At 72.4% G+C, this 17,272-nt stretch carries 16 protein-coding genes; 5 read left to right on the top strand and 11 right to left on the bottom strand.

What is annotated here, in order from left to right; all coding sequences use genetic code 11:
• Nucleotides 1–14: 14 nt before the first annotated feature.
• From ABD340_RS28475 to ABD340_RS28450, 6 genes are read right to left on the bottom strand one after another with little or no spacing between them, the layout of a single operon-like run.
• Complete coding sequence (locus tag ABD340_RS28475; protein WP_344593024.1) at nucleotides 15–764, bottom strand: SDR family NAD(P)-dependent oxidoreductase; 750 nt, start codon at nucleotides 762–764, stop codon at nucleotides 15–17.
• Nucleotides 761–1,696: a DUF4380 domain-containing protein gene (locus ABD340_RS28470; protein WP_344593023.1), complete on the bottom strand. Its 936-nt coding sequence runs from the start codon at nucleotides 1,694–1,696 to the stop codon at nucleotides 761–763. The genes ABD340_RS28475 and ABD340_RS28470 overlap by 4 nt, the downstream gene beginning before the upstream one ends.
• Nucleotides 1,693–2,730 (bottom strand): zinc-dependent alcohol dehydrogenase family protein, encoded by a 1,038-nt coding sequence (locus ABD340_RS28465; RefSeq protein WP_344593022.1) that lies wholly within the window; start codon nucleotides 2,728–2,730, stop codon nucleotides 1,693–1,695. The genes ABD340_RS28470 and ABD340_RS28465 overlap by 4 nt, the downstream gene beginning before the upstream one ends.
• Nucleotides 2,731–2,748: 18 nt before the next feature.
• Nucleotides 2,749–3,774 (bottom strand): ABC transporter permease, encoded by a 1,026-nt coding sequence (locus ABD340_RS28460; protein WP_344593020.1) that lies wholly within the window; start codon nucleotides 3,772–3,774, stop codon nucleotides 2,749–2,751.
• A gap of 33 nt (nucleotides 3,775–3,807) precedes the next feature.
• Complete coding sequence (locus ABD340_RS28455) at nucleotides 3,808–5,331, bottom strand: sugar ABC transporter ATP-binding protein (RefSeq protein ID WP_344593019.1); 1,524 nt, start codon at nucleotides 5,329–5,331, stop codon at nucleotides 3,808–3,810.
• Between the two features lie 49 nt (nucleotides 5,332–5,380).
• Complete coding sequence (locus tag ABD340_RS28450) at nucleotides 5,381–6,400, bottom strand: substrate-binding domain-containing protein (RefSeq protein WP_344593017.1); 1,020 nt, start codon at nucleotides 6,398–6,400, stop codon at nucleotides 5,381–5,383.
• Between the two features lie 79 nt (nucleotides 6,401–6,479).
• Here ABD340_RS28450 and ABD340_RS28445 point away from each other — a divergent pair, with 79 nt between their 5' ends.
• From ABD340_RS28445 to ABD340_RS28435, 3 genes are all read left to right on the top strand, one after another.
• A complete protein-coding gene (locus ABD340_RS28445; protein WP_344593015.1) occupies nucleotides 6,480–7,232 on the top strand; it encodes a FadR/GntR family transcriptional regulator in 753 nt (250 codons plus the stop codon).
• A gap of 64 nt (nucleotides 7,233–7,296) precedes the next feature.
• On the top strand, nucleotides 7,297–7,689 hold the full coding sequence (locus ABD340_RS28440; protein ID WP_344593014.1) for a YybH family protein: 393 nt from the start codon (nucleotides 7,297–7,299) through the stop codon (nucleotides 7,687–7,689).
• Nucleotides 7,690–7,901: 212 nt separating this feature from the next.
• Complete coding sequence (locus ABD340_RS28435) at nucleotides 7,902–8,594, top strand: DUF4389 domain-containing protein (protein WP_344593013.1); 693 nt, start codon at nucleotides 7,902–7,904, stop codon at nucleotides 8,592–8,594.
• A 14-nt stretch (nucleotides 8,595–8,608) separates the two neighbouring features.
• Here ABD340_RS28435 and ABD340_RS28430 read toward each other — a convergent pair whose 3' ends face one another.
• Complete coding sequence (locus ABD340_RS28430; RefSeq protein ID WP_344593012.1) at nucleotides 8,609–10,513, bottom strand: serine hydrolase domain-containing protein; 1,905 nt, start codon at nucleotides 10,511–10,513, stop codon at nucleotides 8,609–8,611.
• Nucleotides 10,514–10,613: 100 nt separating this feature from the next.
• Here ABD340_RS28430 and ABD340_RS28425 point away from each other — a divergent pair, with 100 nt between their 5' ends.
• Nucleotides 10,614–12,356 (top strand): sensor histidine kinase, encoded by a 1,743-nt coding sequence (locus ABD340_RS28425; RefSeq protein ID WP_344593010.1) that lies wholly within the window; start codon nucleotides 10,614–10,616, stop codon nucleotides 12,354–12,356.
• Here ABD340_RS28425 and ABD340_RS28420 read toward each other — a convergent pair.
• The 4 genes from ABD340_RS28420 to ABD340_RS28405 form a co-directional block, all read right to left on the bottom strand.
• Nucleotides 12,252–12,857: a response regulator transcription factor gene (locus ABD340_RS28420; RefSeq protein WP_344593009.1), complete on the bottom strand. Its 606-nt coding sequence runs from the start codon at nucleotides 12,855–12,857 to the stop codon at nucleotides 12,252–12,254. The genes ABD340_RS28425 and ABD340_RS28420 overlap by 105 nt on opposite strands.
• Nucleotides 12,858–12,907: 50 nt before the next feature.
• Nucleotides 12,908–13,957 carry an NAD(P)-dependent alcohol dehydrogenase gene (locus tag ABD340_RS28415; RefSeq protein ID WP_344593007.1) on the bottom strand — a complete coding sequence of 350 codons (1,050 nt, stop codon included), beginning with the start codon at nucleotides 13,955–13,957 and terminating at the stop codon, nucleotides 12,908–12,910.
• Between the two features lie 139 nt (nucleotides 13,958–14,096).
• A complete protein-coding gene (locus tag ABD340_RS28410; RefSeq protein WP_344593005.1) occupies nucleotides 14,097–14,990 on the bottom strand; it encodes a helix-turn-helix domain-containing protein in 894 nt (297 codons plus the stop codon).
• 62 nt (nucleotides 14,991–15,052) lie between these two features.
• Nucleotides 15,053–16,135, bottom strand: a complete 1,083-nt coding sequence (locus ABD340_RS28405; protein ID WP_344593003.1) for a serine hydrolase domain-containing protein — start codon at nucleotides 16,133–16,135, stop codon at nucleotides 15,053–15,055.
• A gap of 193 nt (nucleotides 16,136–16,328) precedes the next feature.
• On the opposite strand from ABD340_RS28405, the gene ABD340_RS28400 reads away from it, so the two are divergent.
• Entirely contained in the window at nucleotides 16,329–17,267 is a 939-nt protein-coding gene (locus tag ABD340_RS28400; RefSeq protein ID WP_344593001.1) for a helix-turn-helix domain-containing protein, read from the top strand.
• Nucleotides 17,268–17,272 lie beyond the last annotated feature (5 nt).

Raw genomic sequence — 17,272 nt, 5'->3', positions numbered from 1 at the left:
CCCCCTCGGTCCCGTCACGACGAGCTCTTGGTGATGCTCCAGCCGCCGTCCACGAACAGCGACACCCCCGTGATGTACGAGGCGTCCGGCCCGGCCAGGAACGCGACCGCGGCCGCGACCTCGTCCGGGCGGCCCAGCCGCCCCGCCACCGTCTCGGCGGCGCTGCGCGCCCGGTCCTCCTCGCCGATCCCCTCCCACTGCGCGGTGAGGATCGGGCCCGGCAGGACGGCGTTGACCCGTACCCGCGGGCCGTACTCGACGGCGAGCTGGCGGGTGAGCCCGGTCAGCCCGGCCTTGGCCGCGGCGTACGCGGGCCTGTCCGGCAGCCCGAACGCGGCGTGCACGGACGAGACGATCACGACCGCGCCGCGCGTGCTGGCCCGCAGATCGTCCAGCGTCGCCCGGACGCCCAGGAAGGCCCCGGTGAGGGTGACGTCGAGCTGGTTGCGCCACGACTCCAGCGGCAGCTCGTGCGCCGCGCCGGGCTCGTAGCGCAGGGCGTTGGAGACCAGGACGTCGACCGGGCCGAGCGCTTCGCGGCAGTCGCGGACGGCGCGCTCCCAGTCGCCGGGGTCGCTCACGTCGCAGACCATGCCGAGCGCGTCGGCGTCCCCGGCGGCCAGCTCGGCGGCGACGGTCTCGACCTCGCGGGACACGTCGAGCAGCGCGACGCCGTACCCGTCGGCGGCCAGGCGCCGCGCGGTCGCCGCGCCGATGCCGCGCGCCGCCCCCGTGACCAGGGCCACCGGCCGGGAGCCCGTCATGGCGTCTCCACCCGTACGCGGACGCCGAGGGACGCGGCGGCGCGGGGCGCCAGCGGCTCCCACGGGCCCAGCGCCTCGCACTCGACGATCCGGTCCGGCGGGTTGAGCCCGCCGAGGTGTTCCAGCGGCCGGTCCAGCGGATGCTCCATCCACACCTCCGCGCGCGAGCCTCCGTCCGGGTACGAGGCGTCCGCGCGTACGTCGAACTCCATCGTGATCCGGTGCCGTCCGCGCGTATAGGTCAGCCGGCCGGTGGCGCCGGGAAAGCCGAGCTTGCCGACGACGTCCTGCGCGGGGATCTCCACCACGCCCGGCGCGGGACTCGTCCAGGACGGCGCCGCGGTGCCGACGGCCAGCTCGACCGGCTCGGCCGACCCCGGCTCGACCTCCACCCGGACGACCCCGCCGCCCGGGTACTGCGCGATGTTCCACAGGGCCCAGCGCACGGGCGCGGACGAGGCGTTGACCGCGGTGAGCCGCAGATCGTATGACGCGGCCCCGGCGTCCAGCCGGATCTCGCGGCGCAGCCGCAGCCCGGTGCGCGGGTCGTGGCCGCTCTCCAGCGTCACGACCGCGTACGCGCCGTGCTCCACGCGGAACGCGGCCGTGTACGGGCCGGAGTCCAGGACCGGGTCCGGCGGCCCCGCCCATTCCTCCGGTGACGACCATCCCTGCGGCGCGGGCCAGGTCTTGTCGCCGCCGTAGTTCAGCCAGTTCGCCATAGAACCCGAGGTGGGCTCGGGCCGGTGGCCGCCGACCGGGTGCAGGCGGTCGTCCAGGAGCGCGGGATTGCGCCACAGCAGCTCGGTGCCGTCGTGGACGAGGCTCAGCAACCGACCGCCCAGCCGCGGCACGACCCCGAGCCGCAGCCCCCCGCTGTCGAGCCACACCACCTCGTACGGCCCGGACGAATCCGTCCAAACCTCCGTCATGAGGCATCAGGAACGAGGACGACCTTGCCCTTGCTCGCGCCGGCGGCGAGCGCGTACGCCTCGTCCGCCTGTGCGAACCCGAAGGTGTCGCTGACCACCTTCTCCGGTCGCAGCCCCCAGCCGACGAGGTTGCGCGCCAGCTCGCTCATCGCCGGGAGCGAGGTGACCCAGGACGCGTGGATGGTGAGCTGCTTGTGCAGCAGCGTGTCCGACACCTCGGTGTGCAGGTCGCCGCCTTCGCCGACCAGCGACACGTGCCCCCATTCGGCCGCCGCCTCCAGCGCCAGGCTCCGGCCGGGGCGGGTGCCCGAGCAGTCGATGGTCACCGCGGCCGCGGTCCCGTCCCCGGCGGGGAGGGTGCGGTCGAAGACGCCGAGCGTGCCGGCCCACGCGCGCCGCTCCTCGGACGGCTCCACGCCGACGACCTCGCGCGCGCCCAGGCCGCGGCCGATCATGCCGGCCGCCAGCCCGACCGGGCCGAGCCCGACGACCAGCAGGTCGGTGTCGCCGCTGACCCCGGCGCGCCGCAGCCCCTCGTACGCGGTGCCGAAGCCGCACGCGATCAGCGCGCCGTCGACGTAGGACAGCTCGTCCGGCAGCGGCACGCAGGTCCGCTCCTCGGCCAGCAGGAACGGGGCGTGCCCGCCGTCGCGCTGCCAGCCGTACGACTCGCGGCCGTGCCCGCAGCTGATGTAGTGGCCGCGGCGGCAGTTGTCGCACAGCCCGCAGCCCACGATGTGGTAGACGATCACGCGGTCGCCCGGCCCGAACCGGCGCACCCCCGGCCCGGCCGCCACGATCCGCCCGGCCGGCTCGTGCCCCGCGATCACGCCGCGGTAGGCCGGGCCGTCGACGCCCCGGTAGCCCTTGTAGCCGCGGTAGATGAAGCCGATGTCGCTGCCGCAGATCCCGGACGCGCCGATCTCCACCAGGACCTGCCCGTGGCCGGGCCGCGGCACGCCGTACTCGCGCAGCACGGCGGTCGAGTCACCGGGCAGGAAGACGCCCCGCATCGTCCCGTTCGTCGAAGTCATGGTCACCGCCAGGTTTCGTCAGGAGGTCGTGGCGCGGCCGCGGCGCGCGACGATCACGTTGATCAGCACCGCGGCCACGATGATCACACCGCGCACCACGTTCTGCAGGAAGGAGTCCACGCCGAGCAGCACCAGCCCGTTACCGATCACGGTGATGAACACCACGCCCAGCAGCGTGCCGAGCATCCCGCCGCGGCCGCCGGCCAGCGCGGTGCCGCCGATCACCACCGCCGCGATCACGTCGAACTCCAGCCCGGCCGCGGCGCCGCCGCTGCCCGAGCCGAGCCGGGCGGCCAGCAGGACCCCGGTGATCGCCGACAGCAGCCCGGTGGTGGCGAACAGGGCCACCCTGACCCGGGTCAGGTCGATGCCCGACAGCCGCGCCGCCCCGGCGTTGCCGCCGATGGCGTACACCGAGCGGCCGTACGGGGTGTACCGCGCCACGTAGGCGAACACCCCGAACAGCACCAGCATGATGACCGCCGCGGTCGGGACGCCCAGCAGGTCGCCGCCCAGCAGCTCGAACACGCCGCTCTCCGGCAGCGTCACCGGCAGCGCGTCGGTGAGGTAGAGGCCCAGGCCGCCGAGGATGCTCCACACCCCCAGCGTCGTGATGAACGACGGCACGTCGAACACGGCGCGCAGCCAGCCCGCGACCGCGCCCCACGCCAGCCCCAGCACCAGGGTGAGCGCGATCGCGCCCGCCACCCCGAGCCCCCACTCGGCGCTGCCCTTGGCGACCAGCACCGAGGAGAACGCCACCGCCGGGCCGATGCTGATGTCGATCTCCCCGGCGATGATGACCAGGGTGACGCCCCAGGCGGCGATGCCGATGGTGGCGGCGTCGCGCAGCATGCCCAGCTGGTTGTGCACCGACAGGAAGCCCTCGGCGGAGCTGCCCAGCGCCAGGTACAGCACGATGATGGCGGCCAGCAGCCCGATCTCGTTCAGCTGGTGCGCCCGCCCGGCGAGCAGCCGGGCCGCGGTCCCGCCGCCGGCGGGCGCGCCGGGCGGGGCGGCCCGGCCGGTCTGTGCGGTGGTCATGGTGATCGGTTCTCCTCGGTCGTACGGCGCGGCTCAGGCGGCCATCGCGGCGGACAGGACTGCGTCGACGGTGACGTCCGCGCCGGTGAACTCGGCGGCGACCGTGCCGCCGCGCACCGCGATGACGCGGTCGCAGACCAGCGGCAGCTCCTCCAGCTCCCCGGACACGAACAGGACGGCGTTCCCCCGGTCGGCCAGCTCGCGGACCAGCCGGTAGATCCCCTCCTTGGCCTCCACGTCGACACCGCGGGTGGGCTCGTCCAGGAGCAGGATCCGGCTGCCCGCGTGCAGCCACCGGCCGATCACGGCCTTCTGCTGGTTGCCGCCGCTGAGGGTGGCGATGGGGCTGCGGCTGGACGCGGTCGCGATCGACAGCCGCTCGATCAGCCCGCGCGCGGCCCGGCCGACTTTGGCAGGGGTCACGGCCGGCGCCACGGAGGTGCCCGTGCTGACCGCGCGGTAGTCGGACATGACCATGTTCTCGCCGACGCCCAGCAGCGGGACGATCGCCTCCCGCTTGCGGTCCTCCGGGGTCAGCCCGACGCCGCGCCGCTTCATGCCGGCCGCCGTGACGCGCGGCACCTCGGCCCCGTCCACCCGGACGGTCCCGGCGCCGATCGGCGTGAAACCGGCGAGGGCGCGCAGGATCTCGGTGCGGCCCGAGCCCATCAGCCCGGCCAGCCCGAGGATCTCGCCCGGGTGGAGGTCGAAGGAGACGTCCACGACCTTCGGCGGGACGCGCAGGCCCGACACCGACAGCAGCGGGGTGCCGGTCCGGTCGACCGTGCGCGGGCGGGGCCGGACGGCGGCCTCGTAGGCGGCGCCGAGCATCATCGCGACGGCCTCGTCGGTGGAGGTGGCGGCCAGGTCGACGGTGCCGACGACCTCGCCGTCGCGCATCACGGTGGCGGTGCGCGCGATCCGCCGGATCTCGTCCAGCCGGTGGCTGACGTAGATGACCGCGACGCCGCTCTCGGCGATCCGGCGCACCGCGTCCAGGACGGTCTCGACCTCGGCCGCGGCCAGCGCGCTGGTGGGCTCGTCCAGGATCAGCAGCCTGGGGTCGCGGCGCACCGCGCGGCAGATCTCCACGAGCTGCTGCTCCGCCAGCGGGAGCGTGCCGACCTGGGCGTCCGGGGAGATCGCCAGCCCCAGCCGGTCGAAGATCTCCCGGGCCGCGCGGCGCATCGCGGCGTGGTCGACCCGGCCCCCGCCGGTCCGCGGCCAGCCGCCCAGGAACAGGTTCTCCGCCGCCGTCATCCCGGGGACCAGGCTCAGCTCCTGGTGGACGGTCCGCACGCCCAACTCGCCCGCGCGCCGCACACCGCCGCCGTCCAGCGGCACCCCGTCGATCTCGACGGTGCCCGCGTCGGGCCGCTCCACCCCGGACAGCACCCGGATGAGCGTGGACTTGCCGGCGCCGTTGCGGCCCAGGAACGCCCGGACCTCGCCGGCCCCGATCTCCAGGTTCGCGCCGGTCAGCGCCCGGACGCCGGGGTAGTGCCTGGTCACGTCCGTGACTCGGACGAGTGGGGGACTGCTCGGCGGGGTGGTCATGAGGGGTCCTTCTCTCGGGGCGGGGACGTTCTCTCAGGAAGCAGGCGGTCTACGGGATGCCGTCGGGGTGCTCGCGCAGCCAGCGCGCGCCGTCCTGGGCGCCGAGGTAGCGGTCCACGGGCGCCGGGATGACGAACCCGGTCTGCGGCCTGCCCGCCAGCACGTCCTGGGCGGCCCTGCCGGCCAGCCGGCCCACCTTGATCCCGGAGATGTCGGCCACGCCCTTGAGGACCCGGCCGTCCTGGAGCTTCTTGGCCGCCTCGACGGACATGTCGCCGCCGAACACCGCGATCTTCCCGGCCTTGCCGCGCGCCTCGACGGCCCGTACCGCGCCGAGCGTCTGCGAACCGGCCTCGCCGTAGAACGCGTCCAGGTCGGGGTGGGCGATCAGGAGCTGCTGGGCCCGCTCGACGGCCTCGTCCAGTTGCAGGCCCTGCTGGCTGGCCACGATCCGGGCGCCGGGCACCTTCTCCTTGAGCGCCTGCTCGAAGCCCTTGCGGCGCTCGACGCAGACCTCGAACTGCTCGCAGTTGACGACCCCGACCTGCGGGTCCTTGAGCCCCGCCCGCAGGAAGTGGTCGCCCATCTGCTCGCCGCTGACCCGTCCGAAGCCGGTGGGCGAGCCGAGCACGAAGGCGCGCACGTACTTGCGGGCCTGCGCGTCCTCGACGCAGGTGTTGTAGCAGATCACCGGGACGCCGCTCTCCTCGGCCAGCCGCATCGCCGGCACCGACGCGGTGGCGGAGGCGGGCGACACGATGAGCGCGTCGGCCTTGGCCGAGCTCATCGTGTTGATGAACGAGCTCTCCTTGGCCGGGTCGGACTGGATGTTGGTCTGGAGGAGCTGCGGCCCCTCGTCCTCCTGGCCGAGCGTCCCGCGCAGGCCGCGCTCGACCCCGGCGTAGTAGCCCTCGGCGTTGAGGTAGACGACGCCGATCCGGCCGTTCTCGCCCACCCGGCCGCCGCACGCGGCGGTGACCGCCAGGACCGCGGCCATCACGAGCGCGGGCAGGGCGGCCCGGCGCTTGGCATGCTTCATCGGCGTCTCCTCGTTGACCTGCTCGTTCACCCAGTGGGTGTCCGCCGTGCCTGTTTAACGTGCAGGTAGCGGGCGTGTCAATAATAATTAGTAATTTATGATTACTGGGGTGACCGGCGATGCCGCTAAGGTGCTCGCCGACGGCCGGAGCGGAGGGGGACCCGTGGCGCGCTACTCGGAACGCGGCCTGCACGGCCAGACCGTGCAGGAGATCGCGCGCCGCATCCTCACCGGCGAGCTGCGCCCCGGCGACACCATCGACCTCGCCGCCCTCGGCGCCGAGCTCGACCTCAGCCTCACCGCCCTCCGCGAGGCCCTGAAGGTCCTGGCCGCCAAGGGCCTGGTCGCCTCCCGGCAGAAGCGCGGCACCTTCGTCCGCCCGCGCTCCGACTGGAGCCTCCTCGACCCCGACGTCATCCGCTGGCAGTTCGCCAACCGCAACGACGACGCCTTCCTGGAGAACCTCGCCGAGGTCCGCGGCATCATCGAGCCCCAGGCCGCCCGCCTGGCCGCGCTCCGCCGCACCCCCGAGGACCTCGCCGTCCTGGACGCGGCACTGACCGCCATGCACGACGCGAACGGCGACCCGGCCCTGGCCGTCGCGGCCGACCTCGCCTTCCACCGCGCCCTGCTCACCGCCACCCACAACGAGCTCCTGGAACGCATGGAGATCGTGATCGAGGTCGGGCTGGCCGAACGCGACCGGCTCGTCCACGGCGTCCGCCGCCACGACGACCCGGTGCCCAGTCACCGCGCCGTCCTGGACGCCGTCCGCGACGGCGTCCCCGGCCGGGCCGAAGAGGCCATGCGCGACCTGCTCGCCAAGGCCCGCCGCGACCTCGACACCGTCCGCGAAGACTGAGACCGATGAGTTCCGTCCCGCGGGGGAGTCTCTACCGGAGACACCTTCGAGAGGACGGCACGCCATGTCCGAGGACCAGAAGCAGATCCGCGCCCTGATCGAGCGATGGGCCGTCGCAGTGCACGAGGGCGACCTCGACGGCGTCCTGGCCGACCACGCCGACGACATCGTCATGTTCGACGTGCCGCCGCCCTACGACGGCGTCCGCGGCCGCGACGCCTACCGCGAGACCTGGCCGCCGTTCTTCGAATGGCAGGCCCAGGGCGCCTCGTTCGAGATCGTCTCGCTGGACGTCACCGCGGGCAATGACGTCGCCTACGCGCACGCGCTCCTCCGCTGCGGCACCCAGAAGGAATTGGCGGACAACCCGTCCAACCGCCTGCGCCTGACCCTTGGCCTGCGCAAGGAAGACGGCCGCTGGCTCGTTGCCCACGAGCACCACTCGTTCCCGATCTGAGGCGAGCGGATCAGATCCAGCCCTGGGGAATCCACCCGACGGGTACTGCGATCGGCCGGGTGCCTGACCGGCCGCGCCTGGTCCGATTTCCGTACTTTTCCGTTATTTCCGGATCTCCTCTCCGGTGAACCGGGAAAAGAACACCTTCGCGCCTGATGACCTCCCAGAAAACAGGGAAAGGGGGAAAGGGGGACAGAGGATCGGGGGGAGAGATGAACGAACGAACATCGCCGCTACGGCTGGACGCCCGGCTCGACGAACCGCTCTCGCGCTGGCTGTGGCTCGTGAAGTGGCTGCTGCTGATCCCGCATTACATCGTGCTGTTCTTTCTATGGATCGCCTTTGCCGTGCTCACGGTTATCTGCTTCTTCGCGATCCTGATCACCGGCCGCTACCCGCGCACCTTCTTCGATTTCAACGTCGGCATCCTGCGGTGGACCTGGCGGGTGACCGCCTACGGGTACGGAGGCCTCTTCACCGACCGGTACCCGCCTTTCAGCCTTGGCGAGGCCGAGGATTATCCGGCGCACCTGCGCGTCGCCTACCCGGAGCGTCTGTCGCGGGGCCTGGTGCTGGTCAAGTGGTGGCTGCTGGCCATTCCGCACTACCTCGTCGTGGCGTTGTTCTCCGGCGCGGCGACCGGTTCGGATGACTGGTATTCGGCCGGCTGGTACGCGATCGGACTGATCGGCCTCCTCGTGCTGTTCGCGGCCATAGCCCTGCTGTTCACCGCCCGCTACCCGGACGGCATCTTCGACTTCGTGATGGGCATGAACCGCTGGTCGATGCGGGTCGCCGTGTACGCCCTGCTGATGTCCGACCGCTACCCGCCCTTCCGCCTGGAGCAGGGCGGCGCCGAACCGGCCGCGCAGGACGCCGTCCAGGAGCCGAGCACGCCCGCCTGAGGCATCGTCCCGATTCAAGACGTCGGGAAGGGGAGGGCCAGCAGGTGGTAGGTGATGCACAGCTTGTAGAAGGGGACGGACAGCAGCACCAGGACGGTCAAGGAGATCCGGCCGGTCAGGCCCCACCAGCCCTTCCACCACGCGGCGACGGTGCCCGCGGCGAGCGCGAGCGCGGCGATGAACGACGCCGTCGCGACATAGGGCAGCGCGGTCAGCTCGGGTGAGCCGAGCGCGACCAGTTCCATGACCGCGTTGCCGTCCGACATGACCATCGCCATCCCGGTGAGGAAGCCGGTGACGAGCGCGGCGGCGACCCAGGCCAGCGCCCGCGTGAGCCGGGCGGGCACCGGATGGGCGGGCCGGTGCCGCACCCCCCGGACCAGCGCGACCACCGGGACGGCGAAGAACGCGACGAGGAAGGCGGCGGCGCCGGCGAGCAGCAGGCCGAGGTGCAGCGACGGCCCGTCGTACCAGGCGAGCCGCTGGAAGGACTCGGCCGGGTTCGCGGAGGTGACCAGCGTCTTCCCGGCGAACGCGATGCTGTCCCGGCCGCCCTTCTCGACGAACAGGCCCGGCCGGGTCTGCACCCAGTGCTGCGTCGTCCTGGCCGGGTCGAGCGAGATCCCGGACGTGGTGAGGGTGCCGTTCGCGCCGCCGGTCACCCTGATGTTGACGATCAGGCTGTTGAAGCGGGTGAGGTCGGAGCCGCTGGTCCGGTTGGACCGGTACGTCCCGGTGTACCGCGACACGTCGCCGGTCAGGCGGGCGCCCGCCGGAGCGCTCGCGGCGAGCCGGGTCTTGGCGGCGGCGTAGTGGTCGGTGACCGCGTCCATCACCTGCCGGCCGAGGAAGGACGCGTTCCCCTCCGCGCCGTCCCCGTTGTAGACGACGTACACCCCGGCCCGCTGCTCGGGCAGCAGCGCGAGCACGGTGTGGAAACCGGGGACGTCGCCGTCCTTGTAGAGGCGGGCGCGGCCGTCGCGGGGGCGTTCCTCGAACGTGAAGCCCATGCCGGGCATCCGCGCGTCCTGCGCGAACTGGCGCCGCCGCAGCGGACGGGTGACGTCCGGGCCGCCGAGGCGCGGGTCGTCGCCCAGCTGCGCGATCATGAACCGGCCCATGTCGGCGGGCGTGGTCACCGGGCCGGACCCGGTCGGCGTCCACGGGCCGTACTGGCCCGCGGCCGCGGTGAAACCGCCGCCGGACGGGCGGTACCCCTTGGCGAGGCGCGCTTCCAGGGCCGCCGGGTGCCGCACCGCGAAGCTCGTTCCCGACATGCCGAGCGGGCCCAGGACGTGCCGCTGGACGTAGTCCGCGAACGGCCGCCCCGACGCGATCTCGACGAGGTGGCCGGCGAGCGCGACTCCGTAGTTGTCGTACGCGACGCGCGTCCCCGGCGGCCGGACCCGCTCCGGCTGCCACTCCCGGACGCTGCGGCCCAGGGACTCCACCTTGCCCGGATCCCGCTCCGCCAGACCCAGCATGTGCTCGTCGAACCCGGCGGTGTAGGTGAGCAGGTGCCGTAGCGTGACCGGCCTCCCCGGAAAGGTGTCCTTGATCTTGAAGGTGGTGAGGTAGCGGTTGACGTCCTCGTCCAGGCCGAGCCGCCCGGCCCGGACGAGCTGCATCGCGGCGGTCGCGGTGAACACCTTCGCCGTCGAGCCGGTGAAGAACCCGGTCCGCGCGGGGTCGACCGGCGTTCGGGACCGGACGTCCGCGACCCCGTAACCCTTGGCGAACACCGGCCGCCCGTCCTTCACCACGACGACGGCCGCGCCCGGGATCTTGTTCTTGGCGAGCTGCGCGGGCACCAGCCCGTCCACGACGCGCGCGACATCGCCGCCGTCGGCGTGCGCGGTGAGCGGAAACGGGACCAGGACGGCGAGCGCGAGCACCAGCGTCAGCAGGACTTTCTTCATGCGACCAGATTCGCCGCGCCCCGCGCCCCCGCCCAGTGCCGGCGGACATCACCTCGATGTGAATATCGCACGAACCGGACAGATGGCTAGAGTTCCCCACGTGGCCGCCGTGGTGATCGCCGTCGTGCTCGCCGGCCTGGTCGCGGCGCCCGATCAGCCGTCGCCCGTCCCGGCGACGGCGGCGATGCTCGTCCTGCAACTCCTGCACAGCCTGCCCCGCACGCGGCCGATCCGGGACCGGTTCGGCGCCTGGACGCTCACGCTGCAGGCCGTCCTGCTGCCGCTCGGCGGCCCCGCCGGGTTCCTCGCCGCGTCGGTGCTGCTCATCGTGCCGCGCCGGGCCCGCTGGGCGCTGTTCGCCGCCGTCGTCGGCGCCGCGGGCCTGCTGCACGACGGCGACCTCTACACGCACCTCAACGCCATGGGCAACGCGCTGTGCCAGGGCCTGCTCGTGTTCGCGCTGACCCGGCTGAGCGACCTGCGGGACGAGCTGGCGGCGACCCGCGGCGAACTGGCGGCCAGATCCGTCGCCGCGGAACGCGCCCGCGCGTCAGGCGCACTGGAGGACGCGCTCGGCACCGCCCTCTCGGAGATCATCCGGCTGGCCTCCGAGGGCCGCCCGGCCGCGATCGTGGAACGCGCCACCGCCGCCCGCGCCGAGATCCGCCGCGCCCCCGAGCCCGCGCCGCTGCCGCCGCCCGGCGACATGACCCCGCGGACCGCGCTGCCGATCATCGTCATCGGGCACCTCTGGTACCCGGTGATCGCCGTCCTGTACCTGGTGCCGGTGGGCCCGCCGCCCGTCCTGCTCGCCCTCTACATCGCCGACATCGTCGCCGTCGTGGCGCTCCAAGTGCACCACGTGCTGCCCCGCCCGCCCGGCGTCCCGCCCCGCCACGCGGCCTGGACGCTGCCCGCGCAGGCACTGCTGGCCGCGGCGCCGCTGCTCGCACCCGACCGCCCGTACCCCCAGCTCATGTGGTTCGCGGCGGGCGCGATCCTGATCGTCCTCGCCTCCCGGCCCGGGTGGGCGTGGACGCTGTTCGCCGCCTACGCGGCACTCGTCCCGGCGACACTCCCGGCCCGCGGCTGGGACGCGCTCGACACCGCGCTCTGGACGGCCGAGACCGCGGGCGGCGCGATGATGTTCTACGGGCTGGCGCTGCTGGCCCGGCTCGTCCACCGGGTGCGCGAGGTCCGGATGTCCCTGGCGTTCCTGGCCGTCGCCGAGGAACGCCGCCGGATCGCCCGCGACGTGCACGACCTGCTCGGCTCCGGAATGTGGACGATCATGGTGAAGGCCGAGCTGGCGGCCCGCGATCCGGCTGCCGGCGCCCTCGCCGACGTCGCCGCCGTCGCCCGCCGCACGCTCGGCGACCTGCGCGCCATCCCGGACGAGGGGACGGCCCTCTCCGCCTCCGCCGAACTCGACTCCGCTCGCGACCTGCTCACCGCAGCGGGCATCGACCTCACCGTGACCTGGCCGCCCGGCCTCGATCTCCCGGAACCGGCCGGGATCGTGCTGCGCGAAGCGGTCACCAACGTGATGCGGCACAGCGCCGCCCGGCACTGCCTGATCGAGGCGTCCCGCGACGGCGACCGGCTCCGGCTCCGCGTCGTCAACGACGGGGCCGTCCCCGCCGGGACGCCCGGGCAAGGACTGGCGAACCTGGCCGCCCGGACGGCGGAGCTGCACACCCGTTCGCTGCCCGACGGGACGTTCGAGCTGTCGGTCGTCCTACAGCCAGCCGGCCTCGGCGGCGATCCGGACCGCGTCGAGCCGGTTGCGGGCGCCCAGCTTGCCGACGATCACACCCAGGTAGTTGCGGACCGTCCCCCGTGACAGGTGCAGCGTCGCGGCGATCTCGGCCGGCTCCGCGCCGGACGCCGCCATCCGCAGCACGTCCACCTCGCGGTCGGTCAGCGGATTCTCCGGCGCGGTGAGCGCGCGCACCGCCAGCGCCTGGTCGATCACCTGCTCGCCGGCCGCGACCCGCCGGATGGCGTCCGCCAGCTCGCGCGGCGGCGCGTCCTTGACCATGAACCCGGCCGCGCCCGCCGCCAGCGCCCGGCGCAGCGCCGCGGGCGTCGCCGCGCCCGTCACCATCAGCACCCGGCAACCGGGCAGCTCCGCGGCGATCCGGGCGGCCGCCTCCAGCCCGTCGACGCCCGGCATCCCGATGTCGAGCACCGCGACGTCCGGCCGGTGCACGCGCGCCGCCGGAACGACCCCGGCCCCGTCCCCGACCTCGGCGACGACGGCCAGGTCGTCCTCCCGCTCCAGCAGCGCGATCAGCGCCCCCCGGACCAGGTGCATGTCCTCCGCCACCAGCACCTTGATCATCCGCGCGCCTCCCCGACCCGGATTCTAGCGATCCGGGACCGCGGAGACCGCTACCCCTTCAGCGACGCGACGTCGATCACGAACCGGTAGCGCACATCGCCCGCCACCACCCGGTCGTAGGCCTCGTTGACCTGGTCACCCGAGATCACCTCGATCTCGGCGCCGAGCCCGTGCTCGGCACAGAAGTCCAGCATCTCCTGCGTCTGCCGGATGCCGCCGATCTTCGATCCGGCCATCGACTTGCGGCCCATGATCAGCGAGAACTGGCTGAAGGAACTGGGGTTCTCCGGCGCGCCCACGTGCACCAGCGTGCCGTCCCGCTTCAGCAGCGACAGGTAGCCGTCCAGCGGGATGTTCGCCGAGACCGTGTTGACGATCAGGTCGAACGATCCGGCCAGCTCGGCGAAGGTGGACTCGTCACCGGTCGCGTAGAAATGGTCGGCGCCCAGCCGCAGCCCGTCGTCCTTCTTGCGGAGCGTCTGGCTCAGCACGGTCACCTCGGCGCCCATCGCGTGGGCGATCTTGACGCCCATGTGGCCCAGGCCGCCCAGCCCCACGATGGCGACCTTCTTGCCGGGACCGGCGCTCCAGTGCGCCAGCGGGGAGTAGAGGGTGATGCCGGCGCACAGCAGCGGGGCCGCGACGTCCAGCGAGAGCCCCTCGGGGATGCGGACCGCGTAGTTCTCGTCCACGACGATGTGGGTGCTGTAACCGCCGTACGTGGGGGAGCCGTCGTACTCCTCGCCGTTGTAGGTCTGCACCTCGCCCTTGAGGCAGAACTGCTCCTCGCCCGCCCGGCAGTTCTCGCACTCCCGGCAGGAGTCGACGAAGCAGCCGACGCCGACCCGGTCGCCCACGGCGTACTCGGTCACGTCCGGGCCGACCTCGGTGACGACACCGGCGATCTCATGGCCCGGCACCATCGGGAACAGGGCACTGCCCCACTCCTCGCGGACCTGGTGGATGTCGGAGTGGCAGATGCCGGAGTACGCGATCTCGATGAGGATGTCGTGACCGCGCAGTGCGCGGCGCTCGATGGTGGTCTTCTCCAGCGGAGCCTTCGGAGCGGGGGCCGCGTAGGCGGTGACGCTGGTGGTCATATCGGTGCTCTCCTTGGATTTCAGTGACATCGCCCCAGCTCGGCCGGGGCGTGAATGTTCTGCGCAGCCCAACGTAAACGCGTGTTCGCGAAGCTGGCAGTCCCTCTTAGTGCCCCCCAGACGCGGTGGCCGGGTCGGCCTACGCGTTACGGGCGGTGCGCCAGTGCGCGTCCTGGTCGTTGGCGTCGTCGCGCGCCCAGATCGCCAGGAGCTTCAGTGAGTCGTGCGCGGGCGTGCCGGGCTCGGGGTTGAACACCAAGACCGACAGGTCCGGATCGGCGGCGAGATACAGGTTCTCGTAGGGCAGGTCCATGCGGCCGACGGCCGGATGGTTGACCGACTTGGTCCCGGTCGAGTGGCGGTGCACATTCTGGGACGCCCACCGGGTGGCGAACTCCTCGCCGTCGAGCAGATCCTCGATGAGTTCCGCAAGGTCGTGATCATGCGGCTGCACGCCGAGCTCCGCGCGCAGGACCGCGGCGATGTCGTCGGCGACCGCGCTCCAGTCGACCCAGAACGCACGGGCCGCCGCCTCGTTCCGGAAATGGAACCACGCCGAGTTCACCGGGTCGCGCGTGCCGTCGTACATCGGCGCGTAGAAGGCCCGGCCCACCAGATTGGCCGCCACCACGTCCAGGCGCTTGTTGAGCGCGAACGCCGGCACGTCGCCCAGCGCGTCCAGCAGGCGCTGCACCTCCGGCCGCGCGCGCGTCACGATCCGCACGGGTGTGCCGCCCTCGTTGGAGGCGAGGAACAGCCGGCGAAGGTGCTCCCGCTCGATGTCGTCGAGGCGCAGCACCCGCGCGACCGCGTTGATGACCGACGGCGACGCGCCCGCCGCATCGCCGCGCTCCAGGCGCGTGTAGTACTCGACGCTGATGCCCGCCAGCAGCGCGACCTCCTCGCGGCGCAGCCCCTTCACTCTGCGCCGCGGGTCGTGTCCGGGAATGCCGACGTCGCCGGGAGTCACGCGGGCACGACGAGTCACGAGAAAGTCGCGGATCCGGGCGCGAATCTCCCTGTCATCAGCCATACCGCCAGGTTACGGGCTTGGATCGGCCGGAAGGGAGTCACTCTCAGTACCCCCTCAACGGCTCAGGCGGGACCTGCCGTCTTCGGCGGGCGGAACTCCATCCGGAGTACGTCGGTGAAGATACCGATCGGGTCGTCCCAGGGACCGTTGGCCCAGTCGCCGTTGACTTCGATGACGGCCATGTGCTCGCCGTCGCGGGTTCCGTAGGTGTAGGACCACGAGCCGAAGATCGCGCCGCCCATGCCCCACACCGTGGCGCCGCACGGCAGCGTCACCGAGGAGATGCCCAGGCCGTACGCTGTGTCGGGGATCCAGTTCTTGGTCGGGACCGTGGTGAACATCTCGCCCTGCTGAGCGGGCGGGAGGAGCCGGCCGCCCAGGAGCTCGCTGAAGAACCGGTGAAGGTCCCCGGTCGTGGAGATCATGCTGCCGGCGGCCCAGAACATGGACGAGTCCAGTTCGGTCGCGTCATGGATCTCGGCATCGGGGGCGGGGTCCAGCAGCTTCGTGTAGTGCCGCGGGTGTGGTTCCTGGATGGTCGGGTCGGCGCCGCTCGGCAGATACGTCCCGTCCAGGCCGAGCGGCCGGGTGATCCGCTGGGCGATCTGATCGGCCAGCCCCTGGCCGGTCACCCGCTCGACGAGCAGCCCGGCCAGGATGTAGTTGGTGTTGCTGTACCCCCAGTCCGTGCCCGGTTCGAAAGCCGGCGGATGGGCCATGGCGATGTCCACGAGCAGGTCCGGGGTGTGGCTCTCGTGGCTGTTCACCATCTCCGGGTCCTCTGTGTAGCTGAAGATCCCGCTGGTGTGGTCCAGCAGCCGTCGAATGCTGATCTTCCCGCCGTCGTGACCGTGGCCGCGGACCCTTCCCGGCAGCCATTCGTCCACGGTGTCGTCCAGGCTCAGCCTGTGCTCGGCCGCGAGCTGCAGTATCACCGTGGCCACGAAGGTCTTGGTGGTGCTCCCGATGCGGAACCGCTCCTGCGGCGCACGTTCGCGCCCGGTCTCGGTATCGGCCACTCCCGCCGAGCCGAACCACCGCCCGCGGCCCTCGCGGATCTCGGCGACGATCCCGGGAACACCGCCCTCGGTGACCGCCCGGTCGAGCAGCCGCTGGAGGGTGGTTCGCGGGTGGCGCTGTGTCATGTCGACTCCTCCGGACTGTTTGCGAGGTAGGGAAAGCTACGTTGCATTTCATAGATCGTCAACCTCCCTTCTGTGCCTACTCTCCCACTGAACAGCGATCTCTCGCGAAAAAGTTGCAATGGCCTGTAGGTGATTGCAATGGCTGGACCGCGTGGCTGTTGCAATGAATTGATCGCGAATGCATACTGCACGGATGCCGGGAAGCAGGCTGAACGAGGAGGACCGCCGGCGCATCGCGTCGTGGCTCACGGAAGGGCGCGGCTACGCCGAGATCGCCAGGCGGCTGGGCAGGCAGACCTCGACCATCAGCCGGGAGGTGGCTCGCAACGGCGGACCCGGCGGCTATCGGGCCGCCCCCGCCCAGCAGGCCACCGAGCGGCGTGCCCGCCGGCGCAACCCCGCCACGCCCTCACGGCCCCCGGCCGCCACGGGCGCCTACGGGCGTGACCCTGAGGCGGTGAGCGCCTTCGCGGAGGGTTTCGCGGCGCTGATGGTGCAGATCGGGATTCCCCGCATGGCGGGACGGGTGCTCGCGCACCTCATCACGACCGACTCCGGCGTCCTGACCTCCGCCGACCTGGTCCGGCAGTTGCAGGTCAGCCCGGCGTCGGTGGCCAAGGCGATCAGCTACCTCGAAGGCCAGGACGTCGTTCGCCGCGAACGCGACCCCCGACGGCGCCGCGAGCGGTACCTCATCGGTGACGATGTCTGGCTCCGGACATGGACGGCGAGCGCCCGCAAGAACACCCTCTGGGCCGATACCGCTCGGCGGGGAGTGGAAATCTTCGGCGCCGCCACACCGGCCGGAGCCCGGCTGAACGAGATGGCCCGGTTCTTCGCACAAGTCAGCGCCGACATGGCCGGCAGCCTTGACCAGGCCGCCATCGGCGACATCCTGACCGTGCTCGCCGCCCTCGTGCATGCCGGCCGGCCGCTCACCATGGAACAACTCGCCACCGCGTTGGGATGGCAGCCGGACCGCGTCGCCGTCGCCCTGCGCGACGCCGGGAGACATCCGGACATCAGCGACCCGGTCACGTTGCAGCCCATCGAGTCCGGCGCCTACTCCGTCACCGCCAGACGCCACCGGCTCACCGCAGCACAGCGCGAAGCACTCAGCGGACACCAGTAGCGGCG

This window comes from Actinomadura vinacea (genome assembly GCF_039532545.1).
Classification (GTDB): domain Bacteria; phylum Actinomycetota; class Actinomycetes; order Streptosporangiales; family Streptosporangiaceae; genus Spirillospora; species Spirillospora vinacea.
Note: the sequence above shows the minus strand (reverse complement) of the source record. Positions and strands in the feature narration are given on the sequence as shown.

What these genes read in the sequence shown, in the direction of transcription:
- ABD340_RS28475 (WP_344593024.1), bottom strand. Translation starts at nt 764, where the DNA reads ATGACGGGCTCCCGGCCGGTGGCCCTGGTCACGGGGGCGGCGCGCGGC.
- ABD340_RS28470 (WP_344593023.1), bottom strand. Translation starts at nt 1,696, where the DNA reads ATGACGGAGGTTTGGACGGATTCGTCCGGGCCGTACGAGGTGGTGTGG.
- ABD340_RS28465 (WP_344593022.1), bottom strand. Translation starts at nt 2,730, where the DNA reads ATGACTTCGACGAACGGGACGATGCGGGGCGTCTTCCTGCCCGGTGAC.
- ABD340_RS28460 (WP_344593020.1), bottom strand. Translation starts at nt 3,774, where the DNA reads ATGACCACCGCACAGACCGGCCGGGCCGCCCCGCCCGGCGCGCCCGCC.
- ABD340_RS28455 (WP_344593019.1), bottom strand. Translation starts at nt 5,331, where the DNA reads ATGACCACCCCGCCGAGCAGTCCCCCACTCGTCCGAGTCACGGACGTG.
- ABD340_RS28440 (WP_344593014.1), top strand. Translation starts at nt 7,297, where the DNA reads ATGTCCGAGGACCAGAAGCAGATCCGCGCCCTGATCGAGCGATGGGCC.
- ABD340_RS28435 (WP_344593013.1), top strand. Translation starts at nt 7,902, where the DNA reads ATGAACGAACGAACATCGCCGCTACGGCTGGACGCCCGGCTCGACGAA.
- ABD340_RS28430 (WP_344593012.1), bottom strand. Translation starts at nt 10,513, where the DNA reads ATGAAGAAAGTCCTGCTGACGCTGGTGCTCGCGCTCGCCGTCCTGGTC.
- ABD340_RS28420 (WP_344593009.1), bottom strand. Translation starts at nt 12,857, where the DNA reads ATGATCAAGGTGCTGGTGGCGGAGGACATGCACCTGGTCCGGGGGGCG.
- ABD340_RS28415 (WP_344593007.1), bottom strand. Translation starts at nt 13,957, where the DNA reads ATGACCACCAGCGTCACCGCCTACGCGGCCCCCGCTCCGAAGGCTCCG.
- ABD340_RS28410 (WP_344593005.1), bottom strand. Translation starts at nt 14,990, where the DNA reads ATGGCTGATGACAGGGAGATTCGCGCCCGGATCCGCGACTTTCTCGTG.
- ABD340_RS28405 (WP_344593003.1), bottom strand. Translation starts at nt 16,135, where the DNA reads ATGACACAGCGCCACCCGCGAACCACCCTCCAGCGGCTGCTCGACCGG.
- ABD340_RS28400 (WP_344593001.1), top strand. Translation starts at nt 16,329, where the DNA reads ATGCCGGGAAGCAGGCTGAACGAGGAGGACCGCCGGCGCATCGCGTCG.